Below are 12,494 nucleotides of genomic sequence, written 5' to 3' on the forward strand. Positions count from 1 at the left end.
AGATACGGAAAGTTACTCAAACAACTCAGTCCAACAGGAGCAGGCTGGAATGGTACCTACAATGGTAACCAACTGCCATCAAGCGACTATTGGTTTGTAGTAGAGTACAATGAGCCTAATACAGGTGACCGTAAAGAATTTAAAGCCCATTTTACCCTGAAGAGATAAAGGGAATATAAATATCATAAATAATAAAAGGTTACGTCATTGACGTAGCCTTTTTGTATTTAAAGGATTAAATTTATTCTAGAGTATCTATAAATATGGTTAGAATAGTGTTCATGTAAAACTAGAAAGTTAACCTTAAATTTTAAGCTGAAATAGTAGTAAATAAGTGTTAGTTAGGATTATTTATGGGTTAATAACGTGAAACTGTTTATCTAATAGTTCATAGTTTAGATAGTGATTTTACAGTTTTGGTTATTCTGTTTGGGTTTATATTGACTTCTAGTAAATTGAGTTTAAATCTATATTATTAAGGATTGAAAATAAAAAAAAGTGCTAAACCTGAGTCAAGCACTTTTCCGAAGAAAATGATTGTATTGTCTTATAAATTAAAACCTAATGATAATGTAATATTAGAGTTGTTAGTATCTAATATTGCAGCATCTATTAGACCTACAGAATACAATTGATTATTTGTAGTTCTTTGAGCATGATCATAGGTTAAATCTAATTTTGTATTACCAAAATTATAGCCAAAACCAAGAGAATAGCCAGTTAAGTCACCATAAAAAGAATCGTCTTTATAAGGGCTTTCTTCTAATCTATATCCACCTCTAAGGCTAATTTGTTTAATTTTATATTCTCCACCAACTCTATATGTATTTGCCGTTGTGAATAGTGAATTCATTGTACTATTTTGAGATGCAAAATAGGCGTCAGAAGTTGGCTTAAATTTAGTTTTAGTATGATCTCTTCTAGAATAATCAAAACTTATTAAACCTTGTTCTCCAAAAACATAAGCTAAACTTCCAGTGATTTTTCCAGGAGATTGAAGATTGTAATCAGGAAAAATATTTATAATATTTAACGGAATGTTAGTGCTAAAAGAACCTTCATCATCTGTAGCAAATGTTGAAATGCCTTGAGTAGTTTCTTCTGTTATTGTATACCATGTTGGAGAATTATAAGTAAGACCAGCTCTAAGCTCATTAGTTAATTTTAAAATTGCTCCCAATTGAAATGAAAATCCATTACCTGTAGTTAAGAGATTGTTCGCAAAACCTACATTTGTTACTAGAGAACCATCATTTGAATTAGATTCATTCAAATATGTAGATCTTTCATAATTAATGAAGTGAGTGTTTAAGTTTATTCCTAAATATAATTTATCTTCATATTGGGCAGCTGCATTAAAGCTAAACTTTCCGTTATAACCTGTAGCTATATAATCATATGCTTGATTGAATGTTCCAGATGCTATATTGGACGTGTAAACAGTATTATCATCTGTATTACTTCCTGGTTCTAAAATATAAGATTCATAGCCTAAGAAAGCTTGTTGGTTTCCATAGCCATAAAATGATCCAATTTCAGAATAAGCTTCAGAATAGGATTCACCAGGAAATGCAGAAATATTAACTAGTCTAAGACCTTGTGCATAGGATAGAAAATAATTGTCTATCGAATTTGTATTTGTTCCAGATGCATACCATTGATCATCATAATTAGCTGTCTTATCATAGGCAACACTTAGAACAAATTTTTTCCAAGAGGAAGAATCATCTGTGTTTTGAAATACAAATGCTGCACCTGCTTGGTGTAAATCTATTTTTGAATCTGAAGATGTACTTCTACCATTAAAGTAGGATACATCATTGTTGATACTTAAGCTAGACAGTGATAATGAAGCATGACTTCTGGTAAATACAGCTGAACCTGCAGGATTTACACTTACTGCAGACATGTCTCCTCCTAAGGCTCCAAAAGCACCACTTAGTGCTCTAAAACGAGCGGATCCCTGAATTTCATCTTGAGAATATCTGAGTGCATCAGATATATCTTGAGCCATAATATTAGACATAGATAGTACACCTATGACTAGTATAGTTAATTTTTTCATATTGAAATTTTACGAAATTAATAATTTAATAAACCTTAGTTTCCTCTACGTCCAGAACTCCCTCTAGAAGAACTAGATGATCCTGAAGATCTGCTAGAACTGCTACTAGAACTTCTAACAGATGAAGAGCTACTGCTACTTCTTCTTGATGTTGATGCTCTTGGTGTAGAAGATGATGAACTAGAACTTCTTCTCGGTCTTACAGAAGAATTTGAACTTCTAGGTGTAGAATTTCTAGGTCTTACACTTGAGTTGTTAGCCCTAGGTGTAGAATTTCTTGGTCTTACACTTGAGTTATTAGTTCTAGGTGTAGAGTTTCTTGGCCTAACACTTGAGTTATTAGTTCTTGGTGTTGATGTTCTTGGTCTTATAGAAGAATTTGTACTTCTAGGTCGTACAATAGAATTATTTCTAATTGATGACGACGTACTTCTTGATACACTTCGTCTAGAGTAATTACTGTTCCTATTTAGATTTGATGTTGTAACACCTCTTCTACCAGATACATATGCATAACTGTTTCCTCTATTATAGTAGTTTCTATAGTATGGAGGACACCAAAAATTGTTATTCCAACCATAACCATATCCATATCCATAACCATATCCATAACCGAATCCAAATCCTGAATTCCAGCCCCAATTATTCCAACCCCAATTATACCCATAAGGATTGTTCCAAGCCCAATTATTTAATCCCCAAGGTCTATACCATCCATAACCGAATCCATTTCCCCAATATGGTGAATTCCATCCTGAATTATAAACATTTATAGTGACATCAGAACTTTCTTGTCCCCAACCAGCATAACCTGTTTGAATGTCTTCAATAGGTTCGTTATTATAATTACCTTCATATGAATCTATATCCGTAAATATAGCACTACCATCATCTGGTATGTCGCTGTACTGTAAAGATTTTTCTGTAAAATAGTCTTTATAGACACTTTGGTCTTCGGCAGGAATAGTTCTTGCTTCTTCGTATACAACTTCTTGGTTATCGCTGTATATACCATCATTATCATAACCAACATATTGGTATGAACCACAAGAAGCTAACAAGAACGTTAGGCTTAGTGCAACAAAAAATGGAATTTTGGTCTGTATGTAATTGTTTAATTGCATATCTATTGATTTTTATTGTTGAACATTACAAAAATAGTTAGTTTTGCTGAACTATTTCTTTTTTTAACATAATCACAAATTTTGTGCCAAAACACTGAAAATGAGTAAAAATCTTACAAGTAGAGCAGAAGACTATTCAAAATGGTATAACGAATTAGTTGTAAAGGCTGATTTAGCAGAGAATTCTGCTGTTAGAGGTTGTATGGTCATAAAGCCATATGGATACGCAATTTGGGAGAAAATGCAGGCAGAATTAGATCGAATGTTTAAAGAAACAGGTCACCAAAACGCATATTTCCCACTTTTTGTTCCTAAAAGCTTGTTTGAAGCAGAAGAAAAAAATGCTGAAGGCTTTGCAAAAGAATGTGCTATTGTTACACATTATAGATTACAGAATGATCCTGATAATCCAGGGAAACTTAGAGTAGATCCTGATGCAAAATTAGAAGAAGAACTCATTGTTAGACCTACAAGTGAAGCCATTATTTGGAATACATATAAAGGTTGGATACAAAGTTATAGAGATTTACCAATATTAATTAACCAATGGGCTAATGTGGTTCGTTGGGAAATGAGAACTCGTTTATTTTTACGTACTGCGGAATTTTTATGGCAAGAGGGACATACAGCGCATGCAACAAAAGTAGAAGCTGTTGCAGAAGCAGAACAAATGAATGATGTATATGCCGAATTTGCTGAAAACTTTATGGCAATACCAGTTATAAAAGGTGTTAAAACTGAAAGTGAGCGTTTTGCAGGAGCTATTGATACGTATTGTATAGAAGCATTAATGCAAGATGGAAAAGCACTTCAAGCTGGAACCTCTCACTTTCTAGGTCAAAATTTTGCTAAAGCTTTTGATGTTAAGTTTACAAACAACGAAGGTAAACTCGATTATGTATGGGCAACTTCTTGGGGAGTTTCTACGAGATTGATGGGAGCATTGATAATGACGCATAGTGATGATAAAGGTTTAGTATTACCACCAAATTTAGCACCATCGCAAGTTGTTATAGTTCCAATATACAAAACAGACGAACAATTAGAAGTTATTACTGAGAAGGCTAATAGCATTATAAAAGAATTAAAAACACTTGGTGTTTCATGTAAACTTGATGCGAGAACAACACATAGGCCAGGAGCTAAGTTTGCTCAGCATGAATTACAAGGTGTGCCATTAAGAATAGCCATTGGACAAAGAGATTTAGATAATCAAACAGTTGAATTGGCAAGACGTGATACTTTGACAAAAGAAGTTGTTGAAATGTCTAATTTAGTTGCTACAGTTAATTCATTGTTAAAAACAATTCAAGATGAATTATTTGCCAAAGCACTTAATTACAGAGATACTCATATCACAGAAGTTGATGATTTTGAGTCATTTAAAACAGTTTTAGAGAATAAAACAGGGTTTATTTCTGCACATTGGGATGGTACAGCAGAAACTGAACAAAAAATAAAAGAGCTTACAAAAGCAACAATTAGATGTATTCCTATGGATGTTGAAAAAGTAGCAGGACACTGCGTTTACACTGGTAAACCATCAACAAATAGAGTATTATTTGCTAAGGCATATTAAATTTTTTTCAAAAAACTTTGCCTAGGTATTGCAACATTTAAAAATAGTTGTATTTTTGCATCCGCAATGAGTAATTGCATGTTCATTTGAAAAGCACTTTAATTTATTAAATTGCTACTGAAATAACTAAAATGGCCCGTTCGTCTATCGGCTAGGACGCATGGTTTTCATCCATGTAAGAGGGGTTCGATTCCCCTACGGGCTACAATTTTTTAACAAGAAAGAAAAAACAATGGCAAATCATAAGTCAGCATTAAAGAGAATTAGAAGTAACGAAGCAAAACGTTTACGTAACAGATACCAACACAAAACAACTCGTGGTGCTATCAAGAGATTGCGTGATATGGAGAAAGCTAAAGAAGCAAGTGAGTACTTGCCTGTAGTTATTTCAATGGTTGATAAATTAGCTAAGAACAACGTTATCCACGATAACAAAGCAGCTAATATCAAATCAAACTTGACTAAGTTTGTAGCTTCTTTAAGCTAAGCTTATTCAGTTTTTAAAACACATAAAGAAAAGCTTCTCTAACGAGAGGCTTTTTTTATGAATCAAAATTAATGACTTAAATTAATTAGAATAAAGTTTTAAATTGAATTGTACTTGATTTAAAAAGATATAAATTTGCAATTATATAATTAACTACTCAAATAATCATCCACTTTGGAAAACACAAAAGCAATTCAACTTATTGAGAAAATTCTTAAAAATCTTGATGAAACAGGAATTAATACAGATTCATTAATCAACGATATCAAAGAATTAAGAGGCTATGCAATAGAGCAAAAAGTACCATTATTAGTAAAAGTACTTAGATATACTTATGAGCATATAGAAGAGCACCAATCATTTCTTATCCCTATTCTTGACGATGAACCGTTAGAAGAAGGTGATGATGATTTTGAAAATACAGAAGATGCTTCTCCTGTAGAAAGCCTTAAGTATTTATTAGCACTTGCAGGAAATCTTAATAATAAAGGTAACATATCTGACTTACAAGAATACAAAGCCCTTCTAATGGCCTATTAATTATGTCTATTGCTTTGTTTAAAAGTAGTATGGACACTATTTTAGATTTAAAGTAAACATCATTATCAAAAACATACAAAAAAAGCCTTGATTCAATCAAGGCTTTTTTAATATGTATTAATGAGTTTAATTATCCGTTCATAGATACTAAAAACTCTTCATTATTTCTTGTTTGTTTAAATCTGTCATTAATAAACTCCATAGCTTCTACAGGATTCATATCTGCAAGATATTTACGCATAACCCACATTCTTTGAATCGTTGTCGCATCTAATAATATGTCATCACGACGCGTGCTTGAAGATGTTAAATCAATAGCAGGGAAAATACGACGATTAGAAATCTTACGATCTAATTGTAATTCCATGTTACCAGTTCCTTTAAATTCTTCGAATATTACTTCATCCATTTTAGAACCTGTTTCAGTTAATGCTGTAGCGATAATGGTAAGAGATCCTCCATTTTCAATATTACGTGCAGCTCCAAAGAAACGTTTTGGTTTGTGTAGAGCATTTGCATCAACACCTCCAGAAAGAATCTTTCCAGATGCTGGTTGTACAGAGTTATATGCTCTTGCTAAACGTGTTATAGAATCCAATAAAATAACCACATCATGTCCGCATTCTACCAAGCGTTTTGCTTTTTCTAAAACGATATTAGCAATCTTTACGTGTTCATGAGCTTCTTTATCAAATGTAGAAGCAATAACTTCACCACGTACATTACGTTGCATGTCTGTAACTTCTTCAGGACGCTCATCAATTAATAAAATCATTTGATAAACTTCAGGATGATTAGCTGCAATTGCATTTGCAACATCCTTTAATAACATCGTTTTACCAGTTTTAGGTTGTGATACAATCATACCACGTTGTCCTTTACCAATTGGTGCGAACAAATCCATTATACGAGTAGAAATAGTTGCTTGTTTTTCAGCAATATTAAATTTCTCTTGTGGAAACAATGGTGTTAGGTGTTCAAAAGCAACACGATCTCTAACAACATTAGGATTTTGACCATTTATTTTATTCACTTTTATTAAAGGGAAATATTTTTCACCTTCTTTTGGCGGACGAACATTTCCTAAAACAGTATCTCCAACTTTTAATCCAAATAATCTAATTTGAGATTGTGATACATATATATCATCTGGTGACGATAAATAATTATAATCAGATGATCTTAAAAAACCATAACCATCTTGCATAACATCTAAAACACCTTCACTTTCTATGATAGCATCAAATTCAAAGTCAGGTTCTCTGTAACGGTTACGACTATCTTTGTTACCATTATTTTTATGTACGTTACCATCTTTGTGACGAGGATTTGGTCTATTACCATCCTTTTGACGAGGATTTGGTTTCTTGTCATCCTTTTGACGAGGATTAGGTTTCTTATCTTCTTTTTGGCGAGGATTAGGCTTGTTTTCGTCTTTTTGACGAGGGTTAGGTTTATTCTCGTTAGATCGTTTATCGTTGCTTTGATTATCAGTATTAGAATCTTTTTTCTCATTAGTGTGAGGTTTAGATTCTTTTCCTTTGATTTGATCTTTAGAAGAGTTGTCATCCTTTTTCTCATCTAATTCCATCTTTTGTTGAGTAGGAGTAGGACTCACATCTTTCTTTTTCTCAACACGAGCTCTAGGTTTACGAGGTTGAACTGGTTTCTTGTCTTCTGCTTTTGGAGCAGGAGTACTAACAGGAGTAACAACTTCTTTCTTTACAACATCAGGATTGGCTGCTTGTAGATCTAATATTTGGTAAACGAGATCTAATTTTTTTAACGAACGGAATTTTGGTACGTTTAATTTTTGGGCTAATTCCTGAAGTTCAGGAAGCTTCTTTGCTTTTAATTCGGAAATTTCGAACATGTATATGTATACTAATTAAGTTTATTCTTTGAAATGGATTAATTTCTTACTTTTCTTTTTCTGAAAAAATATAATAATGGGAAAAATTTGAAAAAAATCTGAAGATTTAAACAACTGCTACTCTGTGTATAGCACATTGTTATTGCAATAATACAATTTTATTTTTAGAATTTAATACTACTTTTAAAAAGAAACTAGTAATTTTGTGCTTCGTTATAGATAATTATAAATGATACAACGCATACAAACAATATACCTTTTATTATCTGCAGCAGTGTCTGCAGGCTTGATATTTGTATTTCACTTATGGACAAACAGTGAGGAAGTTCCTGTTTTTGCAAAAGATGACTATTTATATTTAGGTTTATTTTTGGGTTCTGCTTTATTATCTTTAATTTCGATTTTTAGTTTTAAAAATAGGAAGTTTCAATTTGTTTTGGGACGACTCAATATCATATTAAACTTTATTTTATTAGGATTTTTTGTGTATCAATTACTAATACCACCTGGAGAGAGTCACATTTCAGAGAAAGGTGTTGGGATATTCATACCTATTTTATCTATCGTATTATTGGTCTTGGCCAATAAAGCCATAAAAAAGGATGAAGATCTCGTAAAATCTGTTGATAGATTACGATAAACCCTATTATCTTAGTGCGTAAACCCAAGGTGAAGATCTTGGGTTTTTTTATTGAAACCCATTATTGAAAAACTGGAAGCGCATTCAATAATGCTGGTTGAACTAATCCCGTTTTTTTTTGCAACGGGATCTCATTTTTTTATTATATTTTTTTTCTTCGTTCCCGATAACTATCGCGATAAAACTTAATTAATAGCGCTTCGGAAATTCTATAACTTCAAGATTTTCAATTTTAGTACCATCTATTGTAAAGCGAAGCATTGTTCTCACATTGTGAAATCCATGTTTGCCTACTGCTCCAGGATTCATATGAATTAAATTATAGCGTTTATCTGGCATCACTTTTAATATGTGCGAATGTCCGCAGATAAAAATACGAGGCGGATTTTCTTTAATCAAATCACGAGTTCTCATATTATATTTTGGAGGATAACCTCCAATATGAGTCATAAAAACATCAACATCTTCACACATAAAACGATTGTTTTCTGGAAATTCTAATCGCGCTTTAGCATCATCAATATTGCCGTAAACTGCTCGTAAGGGTTTAAGAGCTTTTATTTTATCGGTTACTTCTAAATCTCCAATATCTCCAGCATGCCACACTTCGTCAGCTTTTTTAACATGTTTTAATATGGCTTCATCTATGTAGCTATGTGTGTCAGAAAGGAGTAAGATTTTTGTCATGTTCACTTTCCGTAGAAACGGAAATCTTTTTTATTAATATCTAGAGTTCTTATTCATTAAAATTTCCGAAGAAAAACTTTTAATTGTGTTAATGTAAGTTGATAACCATCAAATCTAATTATCTTTGCTTGTTCACAAAAGTAACATTTCTATTGCGTTTTTTTATCGAATTATCATATAACGGAAAAGCATATCATGGTTGGCAAAATCAACCAGACGCCATTTCTGTACAAGAGGTTTTAGAAAATGCTTTATCAACACTATTAAAACAAAAAATTTCTGCAATGGGAGCTGGTAGAACAGATACTGGAGTTCATGCGTCACAGATGTTTGCACATTTTGATTTTGATGATCAATTACCAAATAATATTATTTTTAAACTGAATTCTTTTCTTCCTAAGGATATAGCAATTACAACTGTTTTTGAAGTCAAAGATGATGTTCATGCACGTTTTCATGCTGTGAGTAGAACTTATAATTATAGGATTTCTACGAGTAAAAACGTGTTTAACTATGATTATGCATATGCTTTGCAGAAATCATTAGATGTAGATTTGATGAATAAAGCTTGTGAAATTCTATTGCAGTATAATAATTTTCAATGCTTCTCTAAAGTGAATACAGACGTAAAAACGTATAATTGTAAACTCATGCAAGCGTTTTGGACTGTTGAAAAAGACGAATTAATTTTCACAATACAAGCTGATCGGTTTTTAAGAAATATGGTAAGAGCTATCGTGGGAACCTTAATTAATATTGGATTAGGTAAATTGGAAGTTGAAAAATTGCATGATATTTTAGAATCTAAAGATAGAGGAGAGGCTGGGTTTTCGGTTCCTGCTCATGGATTGTATCTTGTAAATGTTGAGTATCCAGACACTATAAAAATCACTAATTAATACATGGAAAACAAAAAAACTAAAGTCTTTGATATAACATTGTTTAAGCGATTGCTTCAATACATAAAGCCCTACAGGTCTGTGTTTATTGTCTCATTAGTTTGTGTTGTTGGACTTGCCGTTTTTGGAGCTTTGAGACCTTTGGTGTTGCAAAAAGCAATTGATGAGCATGTGGCTCTAAAACAATATAACGGTTTCTTGTTTTATATCATCTTGATGCTTGTTTTGTTAATACTTGAAGTTGTTAGTCAGTTGTTTTTTATCTACTACGCAAATTGGCTTGGGCAATCTATAGTTAAGGATATTAGAGTGAAATTATATAATCATGTACTTAGTTTTAGAATGAAGTATTATGATAATTCATCTGTAGGTGTTTTGATTACGAGAACAGTGACAGATATGGAACGAATTGCAGCTATTTTTGGAGAAGGGTTATTCATGATTTTTAGTGATTTGCTCAAAATGCTCGTTGTTGGTGGCATGATGTTTTATATGAATTGGAAGTTAAGTCTCATTGCATTCGTGACGATGCCAATTGTTTTATTCGCTACTAAGATTTTTCAGAAATATATGAAACGTGCTTTTGAGGAAGTACGAAATGAAGTGTCCAACCTTAATTCTTTTGTGCAAGAACGTGTAACAGGAATGAAAATTCTTCAACTTTTCACTAGAGAAGATACTGAGTTTAAGAAATTTAAAGCTATTAATGAACGTCATAAAAGAGGTTGGTTAAAAACAGTTTGGTATAACTCTGTGTTTTTTCCAATTGCAGATTTATTATCTTCTATAACTTTAGGAACCATTATTTGGGTTGGAGGATTAAGCGTTGTCTATAGTGGTACAGCTACCGAAGGTGAATTATTCGCTTTTATCATGTTCGTGCCAATGTTATTTAGACCTTTAAACCAGATAGCTAACAAGTTTAATACGCTCCAAATGGGAATGGTTGCTGCAGATCGTGTGTTTAGAGTTTTGGATACAACGTCACAAATAGATGATTCTGGTACTGCGATAGCCACAGAATTTAAAGGCGATATTTCATTTAAGGATGTGTGGTTTTCTTATGTGCAAGATGAAGAAGTGCTTCAAGGAATTTCATTAGAGGTTAAAGCAGGACAAACAATTGCTATTGTTGGTTCTACAGGTGCCGGTAAGTCCACCATTATCAATTTGTTAAACAGGTTTTATGATATTAATAATGGTACGATTTGTATTGACGGAATTGATATAAAAAGCTTGACTTTAAAATCACTACGTTCTCAAATAGCAGTAGTATTGCAAGATGTGTTCTTATTTGCAGATACTATTTTGAATAATATCACGCTTAAAGACGAGACGATTTCCGAAGAAAAAGTAATACAAGCAGCAAAAGATATTGGGATTCATGATTTTATTTCTAGTTTGCCAAACGGCTATCATTATAATGTAAAAGAACGTGGTGCGATGTTGTCTTCTGGTCAACGACAATTAATTTCATTTTTAAGAGCTTATGTGACTAACCCTAGTATTTTGGTGTTAGATGAAGCGACGTCTTCTGTGGATTCTTACTCAGAGCAATTGATACAAGATGCAACAGATAAAATTACTAAAGGTCGTACTTCTATAGTTATTGCGCATCGCTTAGCAACCATCCAACAAGCAGATCAGATTATCGTTATGGATGCTGGTAAAATTGTAGAAAAGGGAACGCACAACGAACTTCTAAAAGTTGAAAATGGGTATTATCGTAATTTGTATGAGGTTCAGTTTTTAAAAGCTGAGGCAAGTTAATGCCATAGGGAAGTAATTTCTTTTGCAGCTTCTTTTGCTTGAAACATTTGGTCAAAATCTCCATTTAAATACATGATGACTGCCATTATGATTCCGAATATTATATAAAACACAAAAAAGACAATAACAAATATTAATATTTTTAATATTAAATCTCCAACACTCAGTTTAAAAATACGTTTGAACGCATAGCAATGATATATGAACAGTGCTAAGTATAGTAACATAGCAAACAATAAATAATATGTAGGAGCTATTAGTAGTATAATTTGTCCTGCAAAAATTGATACAATTGTGAGTGCAGACATACTATATAAATAAACGATGATATGTTCGGTGAAATTATAACGTTTATCATAGAATACAATCACAGAAACAAGTGCCATTAAAGGAATCATTGCTGATAAAATTAAAGAACCATACTCAAATGAAGTGCTTGATGAGTTTTGCATCATTTGCTGAGACATTGGGTTGTTTAAGTATTCACCTTTAAATAGATTTGAAAAATCGAGATATTCTAAGTAGTATTTTTTTATAATGAAAATAGATAATCCACTAAGTGTTAGTGAAATTCCAAAGAAACTAATTGGATTAACATATCTTTTTCTAATACCTTCTATATAGCCATCAATTACTAATTCTGGCTTTCTAAACAAATCAATACATGTTCTTAGAAGCTTATTGTCATAATTGAAAAATGTTTCACTAATATGCTCAAAAATATTTTTGAATGTGAGTCGGTTTCTAATAACTTTTCCTCCACAAATATTGCAAAATTCACTTTCAGTTGGTAATTGATTGTTACAGTTTTTACAGTTCATCACATAAAA

At 32.2% G+C, this 12,494-nt stretch carries 12 protein-coding genes and 1 tRNA gene; 8 read left to right on the forward strand and 5 right to left on the reverse strand.

Going from position 1 to position 12,494, the window contains the following annotated elements:
* The coding region (locus tag WNY78_RS16485) for a T9SS type B sorting domain-containing protein (RefSeq protein WP_342874444.1) at positions 1–168 on the forward strand (168 nt) is incomplete at its 5' end.
* A gap of 379 nt (positions 169–547) precedes the next feature.
* Here the strand turns inward: WNY78_RS16485 and WNY78_RS16490 are convergent.
* Entirely contained in the window at positions 548–2,065 is a 1,518-nt protein-coding gene (locus WNY78_RS16490; protein ID WP_342874323.1) for a transporter, read from the reverse strand.
* A gap of 35 nt (positions 2,066–2,100) precedes the next feature.
* A complete protein-coding gene (locus tag WNY78_RS16495) occupies positions 2,101–3,189 on the reverse strand; it encodes a hypothetical protein (RefSeq protein ID WP_342874324.1) in 1,089 nt (362 codons plus the stop codon).
* A 100-nt stretch (positions 3,190–3,289) separates the two neighbouring features.
* Between WNY78_RS16495 and proS the strand changes: the two genes are divergently transcribed.
* The 4 genes from proS to WNY78_RS16515 all read left to right on the forward strand — a co-directional run bounded on the left by proS (position 3,290) and on the right by WNY78_RS16515 (position 5,795).
* On the forward strand, positions 3,290–4,768 hold the full coding sequence (proS, locus tag WNY78_RS16500; protein ID WP_342874325.1) for a proline--tRNA ligase: 1,479 nt from the start codon (positions 3,290–3,292) through the stop codon (positions 4,766–4,768).
* Between the two features lie 133 nt (positions 4,769–4,901).
* A tRNA-Glu gene (locus WNY78_RS16505) sits at positions 4,902–4,973 on the forward strand.
* Between the two features lie 27 nt (positions 4,974–5,000).
* Complete coding sequence (rpsT, locus tag WNY78_RS16510) at positions 5,001–5,255, forward strand: 30S ribosomal protein S20 (protein ID WP_342874326.1); 255 nt, start codon at positions 5,001–5,003, stop codon at positions 5,253–5,255.
* A gap of 174 nt (positions 5,256–5,429) precedes the next feature.
* Entirely contained in the window at positions 5,430–5,795 is a 366-nt protein-coding gene (locus tag WNY78_RS16515; protein ID WP_342874327.1) for a hypothetical protein, read from the forward strand.
* Positions 5,796–5,925: 130 nt separating this feature from the next.
* Here WNY78_RS16515 and rho read toward each other — a convergent pair whose 3' ends face one another.
* Positions 5,926–7,668, reverse strand: coding sequence for a transcription termination factor Rho (gene rho / locus WNY78_RS16520; protein ID WP_342874328.1), 1,743 nt, complete (start codon positions 7,666–7,668; stop codon positions 5,926–5,928).
* 229 nt (positions 7,669–7,897) lie between these two features.
* On the opposite strand from rho, the gene WNY78_RS16525 reads away from it, so the two are divergent.
* Positions 7,898–8,308 carry a DUF4293 domain-containing protein gene (locus WNY78_RS16525; protein WP_342874329.1) on the forward strand — a complete coding sequence of 137 codons (411 nt, stop codon included), beginning with the start codon at positions 7,898–7,900 and terminating at the stop codon, positions 8,306–8,308.
* Between the two features lie 189 nt (positions 8,309–8,497).
* Here WNY78_RS16525 and WNY78_RS16530 read toward each other — a convergent pair whose 3' ends face one another.
* A complete protein-coding gene (locus WNY78_RS16530) occupies positions 8,498–8,995 on the reverse strand; it encodes a metallophosphoesterase family protein (RefSeq protein ID WP_342874330.1) in 498 nt (165 codons plus the stop codon).
* A 152-nt stretch (positions 8,996–9,147) separates the two neighbouring features.
* Between WNY78_RS16530 and truA the strand changes: the two genes are divergently transcribed.
* Positions 9,148–9,894: a tRNA pseudouridine(38-40) synthase TruA gene (gene truA / locus WNY78_RS16535; protein WP_342874445.1), complete on the forward strand. Its 747-nt coding sequence runs from the start codon at positions 9,148–9,150 to the stop codon at positions 9,892–9,894.
* 3 nt (positions 9,895–9,897) lie between these two features.
* Positions 9,898–11,664: an ABC transporter ATP-binding protein gene (locus WNY78_RS16540; RefSeq protein ID WP_342874331.1), complete on the forward strand. Its 1,767-nt coding sequence runs from the start codon at positions 9,898–9,900 to the stop codon at positions 11,662–11,664.
* On the opposite strand, the gene WNY78_RS16545 is transcribed toward WNY78_RS16540, so the two are convergent.
* Positions 11,661–12,485: a DUF3667 domain-containing protein gene (locus WNY78_RS16545; protein WP_342874332.1), complete on the reverse strand. Its 825-nt coding sequence runs from the start codon at positions 12,483–12,485 to the stop codon at positions 11,661–11,663. The genes WNY78_RS16540 and WNY78_RS16545 overlap by 4 nt on opposite strands.
* Between the last annotated feature and the right edge of the window lie 9 nt (positions 12,486–12,494).

The organism is Psychroserpens sp. AS72 (assembly GCF_038900375.1).
Lineage (GTDB): Bacteria > Bacteroidota > Bacteroidia > Flavobacteriales > Flavobacteriaceae > Psychroserpens.